Here is a 22,535-nt window from a genome sequence, read left to right as displayed (position 1 = left end):
CTGCAAGGCACGGCCTTCGAGGAGATGGAGCCGATCCGGGCTAAAGATAGGGCGATCCGAGCCAGAGTAGCCGATTGGCCAGGCGGTTCAGGAGCGGCTGTGCATCAAGGCTCGCGAGGGTTACTTCTTCCGCATTCGCCCGGAGCCCGCAGATTTTCTCGCCGATGGCCTGCGCGATCGCGTCGTCGAGAATTTCCAGATCGAATTCGAAGTTGAGCCGCAGCGAGCGCGGATCCAGGTTGGACGATCCGATATAGACCCAGTGACCGTCGACAACGATCAGCTTGGAATGGTTGAAAGCCCCCTTGGCGCGCCAGACGCGGCAATGCCCCTTCAAAACCTGGTCGAACTGCGCGGTCATGGCCCTATCCACCAGAGTGAGGTTGTTGACTGCCGGCACGACGATATCGACCTCGACTCCCCTTCGCGCAGCGGTCACCAGCGCGCTGATCAGCTCCCTGTCCGGCAGGAAATAGGGAGACATGACGCGAATATGCTTCCGCGCGATCGAAAAGGCACCCATCAACATCTTGTGATTGGTCTCGTTGGTGTTGTCCGGACCGGAGGGAACGGCGCGCATCAAGACGGACGGCGTACCTTCCAGTTCCTCCGGCTCGACCAGTTTCCATGCGTCGCCCGCGAGAACCTCACCGCTGGCGAACTGCCAATCCTCGGCGGCCACCTGGAAGATATCGGCGACGATCGGCCCGGCAACGCGGAAATGGGTATCGAAGGAGGCCTCCCCACCCGCAATCTCCGCCGAAAAACCCGCCCGTATGTTCATGCCGCCGGTGAAGACCATCTCGCCGTCGATGACGATGATCTTGCGATGGGTCCTCAAATTGGCATAGGGCAACCTCAGGCCCATGATGATGTTGCCGTTGAACACGGCCGTCGGAACGCCGGCTTCCTGCAGATATCCAACGATGCTGGGGACGGAGTAGCGCGCGCCGACGGCATCGATCAGCACGCGCACGCTGACGCCGCGCTTCACCGCAGCAATCAGGGCATCGGCGAAGCGAAGCCCGATCCGATCGCGATCGAAGATATAGCTCTCGATCAGAATGCTCCGGCGCGCCGCGGCGATCGCCTCCAGCATCGCCGCATACACGTTGTCGCCGCCGTCCAGCACCGTGATGCGATTGCCCGTCGACATCGCAAATCGCGAAACCCGGTCCCCCAATATCTTCATCGCCGCGAACCGATGGCCAAAGCGGACCGCCACGTGATCATTCGTGACGTTAAAACGCAGGAATGGATCGGGACCGCTCAAGCGCAACAGGGAGCGTTGCAGGCTGAGCGACGAACGGCGAATGCGATTGATGCCCGCCACCGCATATATGACAGCGCCGAGTATGGGCGAGAGGAGAATCACGCCTACCCAGCCAGCGGCGGCACGCACATCGTCCTTCGTCATCGCCGCATGAATGATCGCCGGCGCGCCCAGCGCGAAGGACAGGAGTGCCAGAAAATGCGGCCAGTAACTTTCGATGAATCCGATCATGCGCGGGACTATAGACAGACCCGGACCGGAATCAATTCCGCCACCCAAGGCTGCACGGGACAAGCGAAAAGCACGGCACAAATCGGTCACTGCCAATTTAAGCGGATGCTGGTCCCCATTCGCAAAAAGATCTTATAGGGAATCGATCGCTAGCCGGAATCGATTTAGACACAGAACCAAGCAGGAGCTCCTATTGCGCGGCAAAGCTAGTCCTGCCCCCGATTGGACGCGCGGCGCGCCAGCCGCTACAACGAATTTGCGGCAAGGCTCACCGGACAGAAGGAAAGGCAGACGCTATCCCATGAAGATCGTCACCTGGAACATTAACGGCGTCAAGGCGCGTGTGGACAGCCTCATCGCCTGGCTTAAGGCGTCCAATCCGGATATCGCCTGCCTGCAGGAGATCAAGTCGGTCGACGAGTCCTTTCCCCGGAGCGAGATCGAGGCGCTAGGCTACCACGTGGAAACGCATGGGCAGAAGGGTTTCAACGGAGTTGCCCTGCTGTCGAAACTGCGGCCGGATGAAGTCAACCGCGGCCTGCCGGGCGACGACACCGACGAACAGTCGCGATTCATCGAAGGCGTCTTTTCCGTCAAGGGCGGCGCGATCCGCGTCTGCTGCCTTTACCTGCCGAACGGCAATCCGGTAGGCACGGAAAAATACGCCTACAAGCTTCAGTGGATGCAGCGTCTGTCGACATTTGCTGCACGGCGCCTTGCGCTCGAGGAGCCCGTTATCCTTGCGGGAGACTACAATGTCATCCCCGAATCCCATGATTGCTGGGACGCCAAGGTCTGGCAGAACGACGCTCTCTTCCTGCCGGAAACCCGGGCGGCTTTCCGACGCCTGCGCAATCTCGGTTTCACCGACGCGGTGCGCGCGACCTCGGACGAGGTTCCGCTCTATTCCTTCTGGGACTATCAAGCCGGATGCTGGCAAAAGAACTTCGGCATCCGGATCGATCACCTGATGCTGTCGCCGGAGGCGGCAGACAAGCTCGTATCGACATCGATCGAAAAGCACGTTCGTGCCTGGGAAAAGCCGTCGGACCACGTTCCCGTTAGCGCCGAGTTCTCGTTCAAACCTGCGTGAAATTGGGACACCTCGCCCCGTTCGGACAGAACCCTCAGTCGTCGTCCTGCTGAAGGTTCATGTTCTGCGCCATTGCGATCGCGACGCGGCGGTCGTCCTCGGACGCCAGCGAGAAGGCCTGCTCCTGCATCGACTGGAGCCAGGGCCTGTCCTTTGGCGAACACTGGTCGAGTGCGGCGGTCATATAGGCGAGCCCCCTGGCGGCCTGCCCTTCGTCGAAGAGGACATTGCCGAAGACACCCATGGCGCCGGCATGGCCGTTCTTGCGCGCCCGGTTCAGCCATTTCTTGGCCTGCTGCACGTTGACGGTACCGCCCTCGCCCGAGAGCAGCATCCGGGCAAGCTGGAACTGCGCCTCGGCAACACCGAAGGCGGAGGCTGCCTGGAAATAGAGTTGCCGCGCCCGCGGCAGGTCCGCTTGCACGGGGCTGTCGGGAATGCCGCGCCGATAATAGCCGGCGAGCGACATCAGCGCATTGACGAAATAGCCCGTATCTTCCGAACCGGGCTCAACCCCCTGCTGGGCGATTTCGCTGTAAATCTTGAATGCTTCGAGGTCGTTTTCGGTGACACCGTCGCCATAGGCGTACATGTTGGCGAGCGCCCAGCGGGAGCCCGTGTGCCCCTTTTCGGCGGCGTAGCGATAGGCCTCGACCGCCTCGTCCTTTCGACCGTTCTTGTAGGCCGAGAAGCCGAACTTGAAGAGCGCGAACGGCCCGGACTCCTTGGTCACGCCGGCGCCCGGATCAAAGGCCCTGGCCGGCCCCGCCGCAGTAGCGCCGACCGCCAGCGACATGCCGAGCACCGCGACCTTCAGCGACTTGAATTCACTCCCGCACATCACAATCAGCTTCTTTCGTTCCAGGCGGCCACGCCGAACCCACTAACGCTGCGAACATCGACCCGCACCCGGCGCGCCTCCATCAGAGCCTTCACCGAGGCCGATCCGGACCGGCCGACCCGAAGGCCGCGCGCATCCACCGCCCCGCAGACGACATCACGCCGACCGCGCACCAGACGCCAATTGCCAAAGGATGTCACGACAGCACACAAACTCAGTTTACCTCTACGCAAGCACAGCACTCGTTCGCACGTTTGTCGCTACCATGGGTGCTCTCATTTTGTGGCGGGAAATGGACATAAATGCCCATGCCCCATACTAGCAAAACCATAGCGATAAGTGTGTTGCTGAATCGTCACATTCGAAACCGCTTATAAGCGGAGCGCACGACCCATAGCAAAAGGCCCGGCGATGGCCGGGCCTTGAGGGTCTTGAAGGAGTAGTTCAGAACCTGACTTTCAGTGATGTCGAGATGGCACCGACGAAATCATTGTCGAAGTCATAGGAGACGTCGTCGCCGATCACCTCGCCCTGATAGGTGACTGCCCCGGAGCTACCGCTGGTCATGATGCCCGCGACGCCGGCCAGACGAATTTCCACGTTGGGGGTCGGAGTGTAGGAGACACCGGTGCCAATGCTCCAGGTGTCCGTCTGCGCGCCATAGCCGTGGCTCGTACCCCGGTCCCAGGTCAGGCTGACCGCCCCGCTCCACTGGTCATTGAACTTGTGACCGATACCGCCGGTGATGGTCCAACCGTCGCGATAGAGGAAGTTCAGGCTAGTCCCAAACCGGCCCAGTGCGGCCTCGTCCGGTTCAAACTCGAGAACCTGCAACTGACTCCAATCGGTCCACTTGACGGATCCGAATGCCAGCCATCCCGGCGCGATGCCACTTTGGACCTTGAGCTCCAACGAATCCGGCATCGATGCAGATCCGTGAACGCCGTACTTCGTACCATTCAATATGCCGAAGCCCGGCACGAAGAATGCGACCTCCGAAAGGTCGATAGTTCCACGAAGATCATCAAGATCGACGGCGCTGTTATACACAAGGCTCGCACGCAAGGCGTATTCGGGGATTTCGTAGGCAACACCTGCTCGCCAGCCCCAGCCGCTATCCTCAAGATCAATCCGACCTACACCAGAGAGGCTTGAAAATGGCGCTGGAAATCCTGTGAAGTCCTGAACAAGACGCTCCTTGAAGCCGCCGACCTCCTGGTAGAAGACACCGCCAATGACGCGCATTTGACCAGCGCCGATATCCCACTTGTAGGAACAAGTGGCAGCGTAGTTGTCGCTTTCAACCTTTGTTTCAATGTTGGAGTTGGCGCCGGCCCAGTTCTCGCCCGGATTGAGGTGAGCACCCCAGGGCTGCGAGTAGTCCGCCAAACAGTCAACTCTGTCCCCCAATGCAGCCTTGAAACCGATGCGGGGCGCCCAATAGCTTTCCGTGTCATCCGCACTGTTCGGGCGGCCGTTCAAATTGCCACCGCCAAACGTCCCCGCGGCCGCGTCAGAATTCGCAGTATCCGTGTCCACGACGTTCTTCAGTTCACGCTGCGGATTGACATAGGTCGCGGTCGCTTCGGCTGCGTAATCCGACGGGTCGAACAGCAAATCGATATTGTAGCCGCCGCGCTCGAGCCCTCCGGCCTGTGCCGCCGACGCAGCAAGCAATCCGGCTACCGCCGCGAGGACGCCTCTATTCAGTCCATTCCGAGCCATACAGCTCCTCCCCTGCACTTTCACGTATGCGACCATTCCCCATGCCGCCGTGGCGGGATATTCCTCACGATTGCGTGAAATGGCAAATACTGCTGACGCGCCGAACCAGAGCAAATCGGCCATCAAATTTACGTAAGAATTTCACGATTCGGTCATAATCGAAGGAAACAGGAACAGAATTCCAACTTCAAGACCGATAGCTCTACTACGGGAAATGAAATTCCATCAATTCAGCAAAGTGTGACGCAGCAACAACAATATTGCTTTTTGCAGCCCAATTCCGAGCATCACCCAAGGAAGTCGATCGGCAAAACCCATAGGTGTAATTCCGATCCAAATCGCCCGAAGCGCCCGTTCGATTCGAAGTCGCATCGAATCACATAAAAATTCCGCGGCATTGCTGCCGCGGATCGCGTCTTTAGCGCATCGGCCAAAAAAATCGCAATCGACCTTCGGAATGCCCGATGCGTAGAATTCGAAGAGTTCCAGCGACCTTTGCGCGTCTGGAAAGACGCGCGGCGCCGTAGCCCGGGAAGGACGAACTAACCTGCTTCCGATACTCGGCTCAGGGCGACGCCGAGCGAATCCCGCTGATGATCGAGATCCTCCAGCCGCTCCCGCTCGGCCTCGACCAGTTCGGGCTTCGCATTGGCGACGAACTTTTCGTTGGCGAGCTTGCCGAGGATCCTTTGCCGTTCGAGATCGACCTTGGCGATCGCCTTTTCGAGGCGTGTTTTTTCGGCCTCGAGATCGATCAGGCTGCCGAGCGGAAGGCAGGCGGTCGCCTCGCGGACGACGATCTGGGCGCTGCCGCGCGGCGCTGCTGCCGCGTGTTCGATCGTCTCCACCCGCGCCAGCCGCTTGATCGCCGAAGCATGCCGATCGAGCCGTTCACCCGTCAGCCCTTTGGCACCGACGATCACCAGTGGCGCCAGCGCCGCGGGCGGAACGTTCATCTCGGCGCGGACCGACCGGATCCCCGAGACGAGGTCGATCAGCCAGTTGATTTCATCCGCGGCGGCGTCATCCGCATAGAAGGCGGCAGGCCACTCGGCATGGCAGAGCAGCGTCGAGCGTTCGCGTCCGGGGCCTTCCGTCTTCTCCCAGAGCTCCTCGGTCATGAATGGCATGAACGGGTGCAGGAGCTTGTAGGTTTCGTCCAGCACATAGGCGACGCAGGCCTGCGACTCGCGCTTGGCGTCTTCGTCGTCGCCATTGAAGACCGGCTTCAGAAGTTCGAGGTACCAATCGCAGAACTGGTTCCATATGAAGCGATAGAGACTTCCGGCCGCCTCGTTGAAGCGGTAGTTCTCGATTGCCTCGGTCACATCGCGGATGGTGCGCGAAAACTCCGTCAGGATCCAGCGGTTGACGGTCAGCGAGGTCGCCTCGGGAATGAAGCCCGCGCTGCTCGTCGCACCGTTCATCTCGGCGAAGCGCGTCGCATTCCAAAGCTTGGTGCCGAAATTGCGGTAGCCGGCGATGCGTGCCGGGTCGAGCTTCACGTCGCGGCCTTGCGCCGCCATGATCGCCAGCGTGAAGCGCAGCGCGTCGGCGCCGTATTCGTCCATCAATTCCAGCGGGTCGATGACGTTGCCCTTCGACTTCGACATCTTCTGCCCGTTTTTGTCACGGACGAGCGCATGGACATAGACGGTGTGGAACGGCTCCACAGGCGTACCGTCCGCATCCTTCATGAAGTGGAGGCCCATCATCATCATGCGGGAGACCCAGAAGAAAATAATGTCGAAACCCGTCACCAGTACATCGGTCTGATAATATCTTTCGAGTTCCGGCGTTTCCTTCGGCCAACCGAGCGTGGAGAACGGCCAGAGGGCGGAGGAGAACCAAGTGTCGAGCACATCCTCGTCGCGGGTCAGGATTTCGCCCGGCTTGAAGTTCTCGAGCAGGTCTTCGACATAGGCCTTCATCGGGCCTTCATGGGCGAGGTAGTGCTGGATCGCTGCGTGCAGCGCCTCTTCCTCGTTCCTTTCGACGAAGACCTGGCCGTCGGGGCCGTACCAGGCGGGTATCTGGTGCCCCCACCAGAGCTGGCGCGAGATGCACCAGGGCTGGATGTTCTCCATCCATTCGAAATAGGTCTTTTCCCAATTCTTCGGGACAAAGCTCGTCCGCCCTTCCCTGACTGCGGCAATTGCCGGTTTCGCCAGGGTCTTGGCGTCGACATACCATTGCTCCGTCAGCCGGGGTTCGATCGGCACGCCACCGCGGTCACCGTGCGGCACCATATGCTTATGCGGCTCGATGTGATCGACGAGGCCGGCCGCCTCGAGGATTTCGACGATCAGCTTGCGCGCTTCGAACCGGTCCTTGCCCTCAAGCTGGTCCCAGGCGCCATGAAGGGCCGCGGGATGGTCGAGGCCTTCCAGGAAATCCTCATTGTTCTTGATCGTGATCCGGCCGTCCGCAGTCAGCACGTTGACGAGCCGCAGCCCCTGCCGCTTGCCGACGTCGAAGTCGTTGAAGTCATGCGCGGGAGTCATCTTCACCGCGCCGGTTCCGGTCGTCGGATCCGGATACTCGTCGGCAACGATCGGAATGCGGCGGCCGACGATCGGCAGAATGACCTGTTTGCCGACGATCCCCTTGTAGCGGACGTCCTCCGGGTGCACCGCGACGCCGGTGTCGCCGAGCATCGTTTCCGGACGCGTTGTCGCGACGACCAGATAGTCGCGCGTTTCCCACTCGGTCGCGTTGCCATCCTCGTCGAAGGCGACCGGGTGCTGGTAGGTGACGCCGTCCTCCAGCGGATAGCGCAGGTGCCAGAGATGGCCGTTGACTTCGACCTGCTCCACCTCGATGTCCGAAATCGCCGTCTGCAGCTTCGGATCCCAATTGACGAGGCGCTTGTCGCGATAGATCAGCCCCTCCTTATAGAGGCTGACGAATACCTCGATGACGGCGTCCGACAGGCCCTCATCCATCGTGAAGCGCTCGCGCGACCAGTCGCAGGAGGCGCCGAGCCGCTTCAACTGGTTAAAGATCTGGCCTCCGGACTCGGCCTTCCATTCCCAGACCTTCTCGACGAATGCCTCCCGGCCCATATCGCGGCGTCCCGGCAGGTTGCGCTGGGCGAGCTGACGTTCGACCACCATCTGGGTCGCAATACCAGCATGGTCCATGCCCGGCTGCCAGAGCACATCCTTGCCGCGCATGCGCTCGAAACGCACCAGGATGTCCTGGAGCGTGTTGTTGAGCGCGTGCCCCATGTGCAGCGAACCGGTGACATTGGGTGGCGGAATCACGATGCAGAAGGACTCTGCATCGGGCTCTGCGCCCGCGCCGGCACGAAACGCGTTTTCATCGTCCCACTTCTTGGCAATGCGCGGGTCGACGGCGGCGGAATCGTAGGTCTTATCAAGCATTCTGTGGGGCCGATTTTTAAGATTGATGTCAGTGTTTTGTAAACCGGAAGGGCCGGCGCAAGTCAACACAAACGGGAAAAAAGCCGCAGGCCACCTTTCGCCGGAGCGGGCCGTCGCGGCGTCTTTCATTTGCAGCGCCTTGCGTCCTTCAGGACGCACAAAGGACGCCGTCGGTCTTTGAATCGACGCATCGTGCTTTCCGACAATCGGCTCCGATTGCCGGGCCGATGCGCTAGCGCCTGGTGCCGCGCGCCACGCGCTCGATTTCCTCGCGCACCAGTCTTTCGACCAGCGTCGGCAGATTGTCGTCCAGCCATTCCTGCAGCATCGGGCGAAGCATGGCTTCGGCGATCTCATCGAAGGAGCGTCTCGGCCCCAGTTCCACCGCATGGGCGAGATCGTCGAATGCGCGCGCGACCTGCCGGCCGACCGCCGGAGAAACGATGGCAGCGCCCTTCCTTTCGGCCTCGCGGATCGAATCGGCGGTCATCGGTTGCGTGGCAGATTCAGTCGAATTCGATGTCGTCTCTGCTGGTTCCGCCGCAGCATCGGGCAATACAGCGGCATGCGCGGCCGCTGCAGCGGAGACACTCGGCGCGGTTCCGGCGGACGAGGCAACGGCAGCCATGCGTGACGTCAGCACGGGACTGTCCTGCGGTGCAGGCACTTCAGGCATAGGCGGTTCCTGTCCCGCGTAGCTCGCCGCATGGCGCTCGGACGCAGCTCTGACACGTGCTGCGACGTCCGCAAGGGAAAGTGGCGATGGCGGAGTGGCGGGCTCAGTCGTAGCGCCGGCCCGCTCCTCTGCCGGAACCGCCGGAGATCGCCGCACCGACGCGATTTCTTCTTCAGCCGATTGGAATGATACGGCGGCCTCGATTTCCGAATCGATCGCCAATTCGATGTCGTCGTTGTCTTCGAACGTCTGCCGGGCAGAGGGGGCAGCCGGCCCCGTCTCATTGCTTTCGATGATCTTTCGAATGGATGCGAGAATCTCATCCATCGAAGGTTCTCGTGCGACGTTGAGCTGTGCCATTTCAATCCTCGTTTGCTCTGCGGACGGGCGCCAAGCGAAGCCCCAAGACCCGATTCCGCACAAACCTTAAGTGAGTTCACGGTCGAAACAAACGCCGCGAATCAGGCTTGGAAATTCTTGCACAGATTTGTTTTTTTCGGCAGGCGCCCAAGACTTCAAAGCAAAGGCACAACGCAAAACGCTTCACATTCCAACCGAATGCGAAGCCAACTCTCATCAGGTCGCCGAGCCTTCGGCGCCTTTCTTATCGACCGTCGACGGTACGCAGGCCGAACCATTTGTCCTTGACGGCCTCGTAGTGCTCTTCGGGGCGGTATTCAGCCACCTGAAGTCCTTGGGCCTGCACGGTCAGCCTGCCCATCGCCGCAAGCAGGGCATAGCTCGCCACGACGGCGTCGCGCTGCGCGCTGGCGAGAGACTCCTGTGCATTCAGAACGTCCTGCTGCGCGTCCAGCACGTCAAGGGTCGTGCGCTGGCCGACCTTGCGCTCCTCGACGACGCCTTCGAGCGCCAGGTCGGCAGCGGAAATCTGCGACCTGCTGGCGGTGATGCGGGCGAGCGCCGACTCAAGCTGAGCATGGGCGGAGACGACGGTCTGCTGCACCGATGCGCGCGCCGAATCGACGAGGATGCGCTGCTGGCCCAGGCGTTCCTTGGCCTGGCGGATCTGGCCGTACTCCGCACCGCCCTGATAGATCGGCACCTCGAGTCTCGCGGTGACGCTTGCGGTGGTGTTGTCTCCACCGGTATTGCCGGTGTTGCGGGTGACCGCCCCCTGGAGGACGACTCCCGGCAACATGGTGCCTTCAGCCGATTTCACCTGAAAGCCGGCCGAATCGACGGCATATTGCGCCGCCAGGATCTGCGGGTTTTCTCTGAGGCCCGTGGCAACGGCCTGATCGAGGGATCTCGGCATGGCCTTGGTTGCCGGGCCGGGCTGCCTGATGCCTGCCGGAGCCGCGCCGACGATCTGCACATAGACCGCTTCGCTCTGCTTGAGCTGAGCGACCGCAGCAACGAGCAGCGACTGCGCATTTGCGAGTTCCGCCTGCGCCTGGCTGACATCGGTACGGGTACCCTCGCCGACTTCGAGGCGCGCGTCGGCCGCGTTCAACTGCTCACGAAGGAAGGCCAGGTTCTGACGGCGGATGGAGACGATCCGCTGGTCGCGGGCGATGTTGGCGTAGGATTGTGCCGCCGCCAGGAGAATCTGGATTTCATTGGCCTTCAGCGTCTCACGGCTCGAAAAAACCGTCGCCTCTGCCGACCTGACATTGTTCAGGGTCTGGAAGCCATCGAAGATCGTCTGGGTGATCGAGATGCCGATCTGTCCGCTGTGAAGGTCGCGCGTGCCCGTCGCCTCGCTATCAACTCGCGACAGCGTCCCGGTTGCCGCGGCTGATATTTGCGGCCGATAGCCCGCCTTTGCAATCGGAACCCCTTCGTCTGTGGCGCGCAGGCCAGCGCGCGCCGCGTTCAGATCCGGGTTGTTCGCGTAGGCCTTGGCCATTGCCCCGAAGATGGTCTCGGCAGACACAGCGTGCGGCGCAAGCAACAGGCTGGTTGAGACAGCCGCCCACAGGGCTGTTTTGCGAACAAACGACACGATCTTACCTCCGATCAGCCGGACGGCATTGCCGCCCGCAAGTTAGTAGCACGCCCCTACCAGGTAAATTCGCTCAACCAGGAATGGCACGCAAAGCCCCACACCAGCAGGCAAATCACCGCTTCTTGCTCTTTGAACCCGGATTCGGTTTTGCCACAACTGTGCACCACGACTCGACCCGGCCATTTCAAAAAGAAACAGGCAATACGTTGCCAATCGGCAACATCGACTTTTTTGCGTCTATACTCAAATACTGAGGCCCCTCAAGGATGCATCAGAAAACAAAAGTTTGCTCGCGACGAAAACCGGGCAATGGCCTCACGGATGTATTGAAATCGGGCCGCTCGGACGTCCTTCCCGATTCGCGCAGGTAAAGTTTTGCACGGGATGCGTTACCAAAACCTTCAACGACCACGAGGCGCCCGCCATCGCGCAGTTGCTCGAACAGTCCGGCCGGTATGGTCTCGACTGCGCCATTGATGAAGATCACGTCGTAAGGAGCCTCGGCCGGATAACCCTTGGCAAGATCGCCGGTCACGACGGCAATATTGTCGTAGCCGAGGCGTGCCAGCGTCTCCGTTGCCGTCGCCGCCAGCGCTTCATCACACTCCAGTGCCACGACCGAGCCGGCCAGCAGCGACAGCAAAGCCGAGGCATAGCCCGTGCCGCAACCGATTTCCAGGACGACGTCGGACTTGGAAATCTGGGCGAGCTGCAGCAATTTTGCCAGCGGAGAGGGCTCCATGATGTAGCGCGGTTCGGCTCCTCCGGCGAGTCGAATATCGGCATCGATATAGGCGAGTTCACGCATTTTCGCAGGCACGAACTCTTCGCGCGGCACGGTCAGGAAGGCAGAGAGGACCGAATGGGACGTCACATCCGTCGTCCGGATCTGATTGTCCACCATCTTAGTGCGCGCTGCTTCGAAGTTCATGATACTGCCTCGTGTCCCGATGGGCGCGGCGCCTTTGGCCGGGCAAGCCGCGCTGTCTTCTGCCTGGCTGCCTGGCAGCCCTAGCCTAAGCTCATAATTCGCCGCACGGCCGGTTTCAAGCGACCGCGGCATTTCGGGATAGAAAAAGGCAGTTTACCTGCCGCCGGTGCCATCAAGGGGCGCAGGGCGTCAGCGTGCAGGCGCCGCCTCAAGACCGACCAGCGCGATCTTGCTGTAGCCGGCCCGCTGGATGAGATTCATCACCGCCATCAGTTCACCATAGTCGACCAGCCGGTCGGCACGCAGGAGAACGCGCGTGTCCTTGTTCGCACCGGTGATCCGGTCGAGCTCCGCGGAGAAGGCCTCGCGGGCCGTCTCCTCATTGCCGATAGCCAGCGTGAGATCGGATTTCAGCGTGATAAAGACCGGCTTGTCATCGCGCGGCGCCGGTCTTGCCCCCGATTGCGGCAGGTCGACCTTCATATCGACCGTCGCGAGCGGAGCGGCAACCATGAAGATGATCAAGAGGACGAGCATGACGTCGATGAAGGGCGTGACGTTGATCTCGCTGTTTTCGTCGAGATCGCCGCTGCCTTCGGAAATCTTTCCTGCCATGGCGTCATCCGATTCTTGCAATCGCCGTATCGCCGTGGGCATAGCTCTCCGGCCGGCGCGGCTGCGCCTTGCGCAGATGGCGGTGGTCGAGGTCGCGGCTCACCAAGCGTTCGACGGCTGCCGCAGCGTCAGCAAGGAGAAGCTTGTAGCCTCCGACGGATCGGGCGAAGTAATTGTAGATCACCACCGCCGGGATCGCCGCGACAAGGCCGATAGCCGTGGCCAGCAATGCTTCCGCGATGCCCGGCGCGACGATCGCCAGATTGGTCGTCTGAGCCTTGCTGATGCCGATGAAGGAATTCATGATTCCCCAGACGGTCCCGAAAAGACCGACGAAAGGGCCGACAGAGCCGATCGATGCCAGGATACCTGTGCCGGCGCTCATCCGCTTGCCGGCGCGAACCTCGATACGGGTAAGCAGCGACGACACCCGCTCCTTCACGCCGGCAGCCGGAGCGTGGTCGAGCACTGGCTCCGAGCGAACCATTTCATCGCGTGCGGCTGCAAGCATATCGGCGGCTGCACCGGCTTTCGTGCCGGGCTTCACCTCCGCCAGGCCATTTGCCGCCGCGAGAAACTCCACGGAGCGCTTCAACCGCGATTTCGCGCGGCCGAGCTCCAGCGTCTTCACGAGAAGGATCGCCCAGGTGATGACGGAGGCCAGCGCAAGGGCAATCATCACCGCCTTTACAACGATGTCGGCGGCAAGAAACATGCCGACCGGCGAAAGATCGTGCGGGAGCGCCGAGCCATCGGGTGCGGCGGACCTATCGGCATCAGCGGATTGAGGCGATACAGCCGCTGCTGTTTCCGGCTGGCTTCCGGGCGAGAAATCCGGGGAGTCGGCGGGCGCGGCAGCCCCATGCTCGACCGTCGCGGACGGCTCCGGCTCCGGCGTCTGCGCCAGTCCGGGCACTGCAGGGGCCCACAGGAAAATGGCGAGGGTGGCCGCGAACATGACGTTGAACCTCGGTCGGTTCCGATTCGACATCTTGATCCTCATCTTGCCTGTGCTGGCGCATGTCTCTTTGAATCGAAATCGATTTGAAGAAAAAACATGCAGCAATGCAAAGTCCTACAGCACTTAGCGCGCCTGATAAGACGCGCGGCGCTGTCGTTGCGGCGGACGCGAACGCTCGTGCGATCGCTTCCGCCTGATCCTCGTAGGAAGCTGTAGAAGAAGCCCCCACTCCAGCGAGTGAACGTCCATGGACACGCTCTTTACGACATAGTGTCAGGCGATGACAAGATTTCTGGAGTGTTTTTATCAAGAAAATGTGGCGGCTCCGTAGTATCGCGGCCCTGCGAACCGATGCCTCCGCTCAAGGGTTCGGCTCATTCGGAAGAAAAGGTGCCGCTGCGCCAATCGTAGCGGCGGTGGCGCTGCCACGGCCGCTGCGTGGACGGGAAGGATTCGACGATGCGCATGCGTGCCGGCTCGCCGGCTCCGGCAGGCTCGGCATGGATTTCGATCGAGCCGCTCCGCCGCAACATCTCACCCGTGACCACCAGCGCGCCGCCCGCCGGGCAATCGGCCAGCGGCCGGCGGGTGGCGGCAATCACCAGATCGGCCCCGCCGCACAAAGCCGGGAAGAAATCCGCGGCATCGATGACGACAACCGCCCAACCTTCCCGGCTGCGTCCGACGCACCACTCACCTTTGCGGCAATGAAAGACGCCGGGCTTCACTGAGGCCAGGATGGCCCTTGCTTCGGCGGCGCTCGCCCGAATGTCGTCTACGGTGGCAGTGGCTGCGACCGGCGGCGCATGCTTCTCCAGGGCAAGCGCCCGCTGCCATTGTGAAAAGACAAAGTGCGGCGGCCGCGGTCGATTGGTCGCAATCGACTCGTCCGAAATGAGGCCGACCAGTCGGCCGTCTTCCGAAATCGCAATCGATGGGTGCTCGGCCTGACGTTCCAGCGCGATCGCCGTTCCGCCCAGCAGAACCAGACCGAACCCCGCAAAGGCCAAACGGGTCCTCAGAACACAGAGCAGCACGCCACCGAAAGCGATCGACACGAAACCGACCTCGCCGACGCGGCCGGTGGCCCAGTCGCCGTCAAGTGCCGCCACATAGCGAGCCACCTCGAGCATCCAGTCGAGCCCCTGCGCCATCACCATCAAGGGGTAATGCTCGAGCCCGAATGGCATGAGCAACATGGCGAAGAGGCCGAACGGCATGATGAGGATGCCGATCAGCGGCGTCGCCACGACATTGGCAGCCAATCCATAGGCCGGCAGTCTGTGGAAATGGGCCGCGGCGTAGATGGCGGTGGCCAATCCGCCGATGAGCGAAGTCGCCACCGTGCCGACCACGAGATTGCCGGCCGGCCGAAGGGCGGATCGGGTGAGCGCCCTCTCCCGATTGCCGGCACGGTGATCGCGCCAGCGGGCATAACCCGCAACCAGAGCCAGGGTCGCCGCAAAGGACATTTGAAACCCGGGCCCGGCAACCGACGACGGTGTCCAGGCAATGATGACGAGCGCAGCGAGCGCCACATTGCGCAGGCTGATGGAAACCCGGTCGAAGAAGACGGCCAGGAGCATGATGGAAATCATGATCCAGGAGCGCAATGCGGACACTGCCCCTCCGGAAATGAGGATATAGAGAAGGACCATGAGCAGAGCGCCGGCGGCCGCCATCTTCTTGATCGGCAGCCGTTCAGCGAGGCCGGGGACCAAGCTCAACAGCGTCCGCGCGCCGACGAGGAACGTGCCTGTCACAAGCACCATGTTCATCCCGGAAATCGCCAGAACATGGGCGAGCCCCGCAGCTCGCAGCACCTCGACGGTCTCGCGGCCGATCGCGCGTTCTTCATCCGTAACGAGGGCGGCAGCCATGGCGCCGGTATCGCCGCCGATCGTCGAGCGTATCCGACTGCCTATGGACTCGCGCATCTCCGCCAGATAGGCGGCGGCGCGCAGAGAGAGAGTCATTTCGCCCATATGGCCAATATCCGCCTGAACAGATGCATGCGGCGCGCCGTAGAAGAACCCGACAGCACCAATCCCTCTGTAGAAGGCGTCGAATGCAAAATCGTTGAGGCCAGGAAGAGCCGGGCCGGACGGCGGAGAGAGGCGGGCCTTGCCTTCGATCATCGACCCAATCGGGAACGGTCGTGCCGGCTCCGCGCCAGCAGCGTTACCTTGGCAGGGGGCCTGCGCAGCCGCGGCTCCGACGTCTCGCGGATTTCGAGGAGATACCGCCACCGCCCTTTGTCGTCCACCTCCCGCGAAAGGACAACTCCTCGGACGCTCGTGGTTACCGGGCCGTCCAGAACGACCGTATCCAGCCGGATAGTCTCGACCGCGGCCAGCAGCATTCCCGCGAGGGCGATAATGGGCGCCAGGGCAAGCGGCCTAAGGCCACGGAAACGTCCGGAACACAGAAGCGCTGCTATGCCGAAAACACAAAGCAGTACTGCAAGTTCGGCAAGTCCGGGCGTTTTTGGCAGCGCAAACCATGCAAGAGCACCAAGCGCGAGGAGGACCGGAACCAGCACGAAGCCATGGCCATAGTCCGCTTCCTCCTGCATTGCGGAACGCAAACCACCAGCGGCGGCGGCGACCACATTGCGGCCGCGCATGCGAATGGATAATTGCGGCAGAACCCGCCAGGGCCGTGACTCAGGCCGAAACTCAAGAGCTGTGGCGTCGCCGACTATAGGCGCGAAATCTGCCGCGTACCGCCCACGCTGCTCAGCATGCCGCACCGCCGCCTGTTCCTGCCCCTCCCCCATTCGCTCGCGCTCTGCCCTTTCTGGCTGTCGGCTCGATCCTGCAACCAACCGCGTCGTCTTGCAACCGGGAGACTAGCTGCACAAAAAAGCGGCAGACCTATATGGAATGGTACCGTACTATCGTTTCAGCAATCATTGATCTTCTCTGACATGTTGCCGTAACATGCGATTGTTGCATCGCCATATGCCTATTTTCGCATCGCACCATTTGCCTTTCGTACAGCTTGGCAGCCGAAAGTAAATCATATAGCAAATTCGCAACGTTCAATCTCGCGGCATAGGTCTATGCCGCGGCGCCATAAGACGGAGGGTCCCATGTCAGGAAAAAACGCGACAGTAACCATCGATGGAAAGACGGCGGACCTGCCAGTGAGATCTGGATCGATCGGTCCGGGCGTCGTGGATATCGGTTCGCTCTACAGGCAGACCAAGATGTTCACCTACGATCCGGGCTTCACGTCGACTGCCTCGTGCGAGTCCAAGATCACCTATATCGATGGCGACGAAGGCATGCTGCTTCATCGCGGCTATCCGATCGAACAGTTGGCCGAGCATGGTGACTTCCTCGAAGTCTGCTATCTCCTGCTTTACGGCGAACTGCCGACCAAGGCGCAGAAGGACGACTTCGACTACCGCGTCACCCATCACACGATGATTCACGAGCAGATGTCGCGCTTCTTCACCGGTTTCCGTCGCGACGCCCATCCGATGGCCGTCATGTGCGGCTGTGTTGGCGCTCTCTCGGCCTTCTACCACGATTCCACCGACATCACCGACCCGCACCAGCGCATGGTCGCGTCGCTGCGCATGATCGCGAAAATGCCGACCATCGCGGCGATGGCCTACAAGTATCACATCGGCCAGCCATTCATTTATCCGAAGAACGACCTCGACTATGCCTCGAACTTCCTGCGCATGTGCTTCGCCGTGCCCTGCGAGGAATATGTGGTGAATCCGGTGCTGGCGCGCGCCATGGACCGCATCTTCATCCTGCACGCCGATCATGAGCAGAACGCTTCGACTTCGACGGTGCGCCTTGCCGGCTCGTCGGGCGCCAATCCGTTCGCCTGTATTGCCGCCGGCATCGCCTGCCTCTGGGGTCCGGCTCACGGCGGTGCAAACGAAGCGGCGCTCAACATGCTGGCCGAGATCGGCACCGTTGACCGCATCCCGGAATATATCGCGCGCGCCAAGGACAAGAACGATCCGTTCCGCCTCATGGGCTTCGGCCATCGGGTCTACAAGAACTACGACCCGCGCGCCAAGATCATGCAGAAGACGACGCACGAGGTCCTGGCTGAACTCGGCCACAGGGACGATCCGCTGCTCGAAGTCGCCATGGAGCTCGAGCGCATCGCACTCACCGACGAGTACTTCATCGAGAAGAAGCTCTACCCGAACATCGACTTCTATTCCGGCATCACGCTCAAGGCGCTGGGCTTCCCCACCACCATGTTCACGGTGCTCTTCGCACTTGCCCGCACCGTCGGCTGGATCGCCCAGTGGAACGAGATGATCGAGGACCCGGAACAGCGCATCGGCCGGCCGCGCCAGCTCTATATCGGCGCACCGCTGCGCGACTACGTGCCGCTCTCCAAGCGCTGAACATTCCGCATCGGCCCGAAAGTCGTACCCCATGTAAAGCCCGGTCAGAAATGGCTGGGCTTTTTGCTTTGGAGATAGTCAAACACGACATCCGCCGCGCTTTCGCTTGGCGGTCGATCCGTCGCCATGCGCTCCTGCACGATCGCGAAGCCGTCGAGCATGGCGCGCCGCTGGGCCGTGTCGCCGGACAGCCGTTCGAACCACCGCGCCAAGGCTGCCGGACGGATGGCCCTATTGAAATATTCCGGGACGACCGGGAAATCGGCAATCAGGTTTGGAAGTGCCGCCGTCCATATGCGAATCCGGCTGTGCAGCAGCGTGACGAGCCAATCCGCATAATAGATCGACACGACCGGAACGCCGGCGAGCGCCAGTTCAAGAACGACGGTACCGGATGCGGCAAGCGCAGCATCCGCCTCGGCGAAGGCCTGCCACTTCCTGTCCGCCGAAACGGAGATCTCCGGCTGGACCTTCCACGACGCCGTCAACTCCCGCACACGGCCTTCCTGGCGGGGAACGGTCGGCAGCAGGAAGCGCATGTCGCGGTGGCGCCCGGCCAGTTCCTCAACGGCTTCGCGGAAGATCGGCAGCAGGCGGCTGACCTCGCTGGCCCGTGAGCCGGGGAGCAAAAGGCAGGTCTTGCCCGTGCGCGCTTCCCCCGACTGCTGGTTCACAAGCCGCTCTTGCAGGACCGCGAGCACGTTGACGTCCGCGGCCAGCCTGTGCCCGACATAGGTCGTCGGCGGGCCGCCGAGGTTCTGCATTACCTCCGGCTCAAAGGGCAGCACTGCGAGAACATGATCGACATAGGCGCGCATCCGAGGCGCGCGCTCCGGCTTCCATGCCCAGACGCTCGGACAGACATAGTCGATGATCGGCAGTTCCGGCAGCGCGGCACGTACGCGGCGCGCCACCCGGTGGGTGAAGTCGGGGCTGTCGATGATCACCAAAGCGTCCGGGCGCGCGGCGATGATCGCACTCGCGGTCTGGCGTATCCGTTGTAGAAGCTTCGGCAAACGGGCGAGCACTTGCGAAAAGCCCATGATCGACAATTCGGAATAGTCGAACAAAGAGACAAGGCCTTCGGCTTCCAGTGCCTCGCCACCGACGCCGACGAGGTCGACGGCTCCTCCGACACGTCCGCGAAGCGCGCGAACCAGATCCGCGCCGAGCAGATCCCCCGACACTTCTCCGGCAATGACTGCCAGCTTGTAACGGCGCTCCGTCACGGCCGGCCCCCCCGAGCCTCGCGCTCGATGCCGATGACGAAGAGGCCACTGCGGTTCGCGGCCTCGACCACCGCTGAGCGCTCGACGACGAGTGCACGTCCGGCTTCCACCGCGATGCCGGCCAGGCCTGCCGCCTCGGCAGCCGCCACGGTCGACGGGCCAATCGCCGGCAGATCGGCGCGCTCGTCCTGTTGCGGCTTGCAGAGCTTTACGAGGACGCCGCGGCGGCGCGCCGACACGCGACCGCCAGCCTTGAGAGCCGCGACCCGTGCCAGCATGGCGTCGGTTCCTTCGGCGCCTTCGAGCGCGACCACCCTTCCGCCGACCGCAACGGCCCCCTGCCCGACATCGAGCGCGCCCAATGCATCGGCCGCGGCAACGCCGGCCGCTATGTCGCGATGATCCTCGTCCGCCGGCGCGTGCGCGCCGATCGGTCCCAGATCTGCCAGCAGATCCGGAACCACCTCATGAGCGCCAATGACCCGGGCGCCGCTCGCTTCAATGAGTTCCATTGCCATGCGCAGCACCGCGTCATCGCCGCCCGAAACCAGCGTCCTGAGGACGCTCGGGACTTTCGCGAGCGTCTTCAGCGTCGGCCGGATGTTACGCCATTCCGGACGCTGCCGAACGGCCCCGGAAAGCACCACGCGATCGATGCCTTCCGCCGCAAAAGTTCGGCTGATCGCTGCGAAATTGCCGATCGCGAGCGTCGAATGATCGAACCCGCTCCAATCGGCATCCGCCTCGCGAGACAGAGCGATGATGAAAGGATCCTCTCCCTGCCTGCGCGCCGCTTCGGCAACATGGTGCGGCAATGCCCCCGCGCCGGCTATGATGGCCAGCCTGCCCTTCGTCTGCGGCAGGCCATGCACTGCCATCGCTGTCAGCCCTTGCTGCTGCGATTCGGCGACGACAGCGCGCGATCGCTTTCGGCTGCGATGAAATCGAGGATCTCGATCGCCGGCGCGCATTCGAGATATTCCTCGCGAATTGCCGCGGCGTTGGCACGGATCGATTGCGGCCCCTCGAAGATTTGCTTGTAGCACCGCCGCACCGTGTGGATCGTCTGGCGGTCGATCCCTGCGCGCGTCATACCGACGACGTTGAGGCCGCTCAGGACACCCGGGTTGCCATTCAACATGCCGTAGGGAATGACGTCATAGCTCACAGCCGACAGTCCGCCGACAAAGGCTTGCCGGCCGACGCGGGTGAACTGGTGAACGGCCGAACCGCCGCCGAGGATGGCGCGATCCTCGACCGTGACGTGTCCGGCGAGCATCACATTGTTCGAGAGGATAATGTTATTGCCGAGGCGGCAATCATGGGCGACGTGCGAATAGGCGAGGAACAGGTTGTTGTCGCCGACCACCGTGGTGCCACCGTGTTCGACGGTGCCCGTATTCATCGTCACGCCTTCGCGAATCGTGCAATTCTCGCCAATCACCAGCATCGTATTCAATGCACTGTGATGCGCGCTCTGCGAATCACCGCCGATCACGGCACCCGGGAAGATCTTGGTCGCCTTGCCGATCGTCGTACGCCCGATAACGACGACATGGCTCAACAACTCGATGCCGTCTCCCAGAACGACATTCGGTCCGATGTGGCAAAACGGGCCGATCGTCACATTCTCGCCGATCACAGCGCCGTCTTCGATGACCGACGACGGATGGATCTTCGCAGTTGGTGCAATCATTTTCAGGCGTCTTCCTTGCTGACTATCATCGCGCCGATATCAGCTTCCGCGACCAGTTGCCCCTCAACTTTTGCATCACAATGAAATTTCCAGATATTGCCCCGCTGCTTGTGCTTGACGACGTGAAACTCCACGCGGTCGCCGGGCACCACCGGCTTGCGGAAACGCGCATTGTCGATCGTCATGAAGTAGACGAGATTGCTGCCGATGCCCGTCTTGCGCGCACAAATCGCCCCTGCGGTCTGGGCCATGCCTTCGATCAGCAATACACCGGGCATGATCGGCTTTTCCGGGAAATGACCGGTGAAGTGCGGCTCGTTCGCCGTCACGTTCTTGATGCCGATCGCGGAGTTATCGTCATCGATTTCGATGATCCGATCGACCAGCAGGAACGGATAGCGATGAGGAAGAAGCGTGAGGATCTCCTGAATATCCGCAGTGCCGAGAACTGTCGCAGCCTCATTCATCCTTGCCACCCTTCTTCTTCTGCCTTTCGCTTGCCCGCATGGCCATCTCGGCGACGTCGCGCAAGAAGTCGCGCATCGGTCGCGCCGGAATTCCGCCGTAGCGCTCTCCGGCCGGTACGTCGCTTGCCACCCCGCTCATAGCCGCGATCTGCGCGCCGTTCCCGATGCTGATATGTCCGTTGACGCCGGCGCCGCCGCCAATCATCACCCCATCGCCGATGCGCGCGCTGCCGGCAATGCCGACCTGGCTGACGATGCCGCAGTAGCGGCCGATACGGACGTTATGACCGATCTGCACGAGATTATCGATCTTCGTACCCTCGCCGATCACCGTGTCGTCCATGGTGCCGCGATCGATCGTCGTGTTGGCGCCGATCTCGACATTGTCCTGGATGATCACCCGCCCGACCTGGACGATCTTGATCATTCCGCCGCTCGGACCCGGCGCATAACCGAAACCATCCTGGCCGATACGCGCGCCGGGATGGATAATGACGCTGTTGCCCACAAGCGCGGAAAGAATGCTTGCGCCTGCGGAAATCGTGCAATCGCGGCCAATTCGGACGTTCGGTCCGATGAGCGCACCGGCCGCGATCCTCGTGCCGCTGCCGATCTCGGCGCCGGCGCCGATCACCGCAGACGGCTCCACCTCGACTCCGGGCTCCAGCCGGGCCGTCGGATCGACGAAGGCCCCCGGCGCTATGCCGCGTTCGCTCGTATTGTACGAAGGACGCATCGCCTCGCCGTGCAGCAAGGCGCCGGCAAGTGCGAATGCCGTGTGCGGTTTTGACGTAAGCAATACGGGAATATGGCTCGGAACGACCGAAGCGATCGTCTTGTCGCAGATGATCGCGGAAGCGTGACAGCTCTTCAGTTCATCGCGACTCTTGCGCGAAAGCATGTAGCTGACGTCACCCGGCTTGGCACGATAGACAGGTGCCACCGCATGGACGGTTTGGCCGGCAACGGCCGCATCCGAGAGTTCCGCCCCAATTTGACTCGCCAGGTCGCCCAAGCGAATCCCCTCATGGGGCGGAAAGAACCAATTCTGTTCCATG

Annotated in this window: 16 protein-coding genes and 1 pseudogene; 2 read left to right on the top strand and 15 right to left on the bottom strand. The window is 61.8% G+C overall.

Features of this window, described 5'->3' with window-relative positions:
* Positions 1-40: 40 nt before the first annotated feature.
* Complete coding sequence (locus SJ05684_RS06530; protein WP_034854640.1) at positions 41-1,504, bottom strand: phospholipase D-like domain-containing protein; 1,464 nt, start codon at positions 1,502-1,504, stop codon at positions 41-43.
* Between the two features lie 301 nt (positions 1,505-1,805).
* On the opposite strand from SJ05684_RS06530, the gene xth reads away from it, so the two are divergent.
* A complete protein-coding gene (gene xth / locus SJ05684_RS06525; protein ID WP_034854641.1) occupies positions 1,806-2,597 on the top strand; it encodes an exodeoxyribonuclease III in 792 nt (263 codons plus the stop codon).
* Positions 2,598-2,631: 34 nt separating this feature from the next.
* Here xth and exoR read toward each other — a convergent pair whose 3' ends face one another.
* The 9 genes and pseudogenes from exoR to SJ05684_RS06480 all read right to left on the bottom strand — a co-directional run bounded on the left by exoR (position 2,632) and on the right by SJ05684_RS06480 (position 16,480).
* A complete protein-coding gene (exoR, locus tag SJ05684_RS06520) occupies positions 2,632-3,438 on the bottom strand; it encodes an exopolysaccharide production regulator ExoR (protein ID WP_034854642.1) in 807 nt (268 codons plus the stop codon).
* A 444-nt stretch (positions 3,439-3,882) separates the two neighbouring features.
* Positions 3,883-5,163, bottom strand: coding sequence for an outer membrane protein transport protein (locus tag SJ05684_RS06515; protein WP_034854643.1), 1,281 nt, complete (start codon positions 5,161-5,163; stop codon positions 3,883-3,885).
* A gap of 542 nt (positions 5,164-5,705) precedes the next feature.
* The gene (locus SJ05684_RS06510; RefSeq protein ID WP_034854644.1) at positions 5,706-8,549 is read right to left on the bottom strand and encodes a valine--tRNA ligase; all 2,844 of its coding nucleotides are present in this window, start codon (positions 8,547-8,549) and stop codon (positions 5,706-5,708) included.
* 232 nt (positions 8,550-8,781) lie between these two features.
* On the bottom strand, positions 8,782-9,585 hold the full coding sequence (locus SJ05684_RS06505) for a PopZ family protein (RefSeq protein ID WP_034854645.1): 804 nt from the start codon (positions 9,583-9,585) through the stop codon (positions 8,782-8,784).
* Between the two features lie 244 nt (positions 9,586-9,829).
* Entirely contained in the window at positions 9,830-11,194 is a 1,365-nt protein-coding gene (gene tolC / locus SJ05684_RS06500) for an outer membrane channel protein TolC (protein WP_034854646.1), read from the bottom strand.
* 271 nt (positions 11,195-11,465) lie between these two features.
* On the bottom strand, positions 11,466-12,125 hold the full coding sequence (locus tag SJ05684_RS06495) for a protein-L-isoaspartate O-methyltransferase family protein (protein ID WP_034854647.1): 660 nt from the start codon (positions 12,123-12,125) through the stop codon (positions 11,466-11,468).
* A gap of 189 nt (positions 12,126-12,314) precedes the next feature.
* Positions 12,315-12,740, bottom strand: a complete 426-nt coding sequence (gene exbD, locus SJ05684_RS06490; protein ID WP_034854648.1) for a TonB system transport protein ExbD — start codon at positions 12,738-12,740, stop codon at positions 12,315-12,317.
* Positions 12,741-12,744: 4 nt separating this feature from the next.
* The gene (gene exbB / locus SJ05684_RS06485; RefSeq protein WP_034854649.1) at positions 12,745-13,731 is read right to left on the bottom strand and encodes a tonB-system energizer ExbB; all 987 of its coding nucleotides are present in this window, start codon (positions 13,729-13,731) and stop codon (positions 12,745-12,747) included.
* A 344-nt stretch (positions 13,732-14,075) separates the two neighbouring features.
* Positions 14,076-16,480 (bottom strand): annotated as a pseudogene (locus SJ05684_RS06480) (ComEC/Rec2 family competence protein).
* A gap of 315 nt (positions 16,481-16,795) precedes the next feature.
* Here SJ05684_RS06480 and gltA point away from each other — a divergent pair.
* The gene (gltA, locus tag SJ05684_RS06475) at positions 16,796-18,085 is read left to right on the top strand and encodes a citrate synthase (RefSeq protein ID WP_034854650.1); all 1,290 of its coding nucleotides are present in this window, start codon (positions 16,796-16,798) and stop codon (positions 18,083-18,085) included.
* A gap of 44 nt (positions 18,086-18,129) precedes the next feature.
* Here the strand turns inward: gltA and lpxB are convergent, their stop codons facing one another.
* The 5 genes from lpxB to lpxD are packed head-to-tail and all read right to left on the bottom strand — an operon-like array spanning position 18,130 to position 22,534.
* Complete coding sequence (gene lpxB, locus SJ05684_RS06470) at positions 18,130-19,314, bottom strand: lipid-A-disaccharide synthase (protein ID WP_095694221.1); 1,185 nt, start codon at positions 19,312-19,314, stop codon at positions 18,130-18,132.
* Positions 19,311-20,192 (bottom strand): LpxI family protein, encoded by an 882-nt coding sequence (locus SJ05684_RS06465; protein ID WP_034854652.1) that lies wholly within the window; start codon positions 20,190-20,192, stop codon positions 19,311-19,313. Before SJ05684_RS06465 ends, lpxB begins: the two co-directional genes overlap by 4 nt.
* A gap of 5 nt (positions 20,193-20,197) precedes the next feature.
* Positions 20,198-21,010, bottom strand: a complete 813-nt coding sequence (lpxA, locus tag SJ05684_RS06460) for an acyl-ACP--UDP-N-acetylglucosamine O-acyltransferase (RefSeq protein WP_034854653.1) — start codon at positions 21,008-21,010, stop codon at positions 20,198-20,200.
* 2 nt (positions 21,011-21,012) lie between these two features.
* Positions 21,013-21,477: a 3-hydroxyacyl-ACP dehydratase FabZ gene (fabZ, locus tag SJ05684_RS06455; RefSeq protein WP_034854654.1), complete on the bottom strand. Its 465-nt coding sequence runs from the start codon at positions 21,475-21,477 to the stop codon at positions 21,013-21,015.
* On the bottom strand, positions 21,470-22,534 hold the full coding sequence (gene lpxD / locus SJ05684_RS06450) for a UDP-3-O-(3-hydroxymyristoyl)glucosamine N-acyltransferase (protein WP_034854655.1): 1,065 nt from the start codon (positions 22,532-22,534) through the stop codon (positions 21,470-21,472). Before lpxD ends, fabZ begins: the two co-directional genes overlap by 8 nt.
* Position 22,535 lies beyond the last annotated feature (1 nt).

Origin of the sequence: Sinorhizobium sojae CCBAU 05684, from assembly GCF_002288525.1 — a bacterium.
Taxonomy (GTDB): Bacteria; Pseudomonadota; Alphaproteobacteria; order Rhizobiales; family Rhizobiaceae; genus Sinorhizobium; species Sinorhizobium sojae.
Note: the sequence above shows the minus strand (reverse complement) of the source record. Positions and strands in the feature narration are given on the sequence as shown.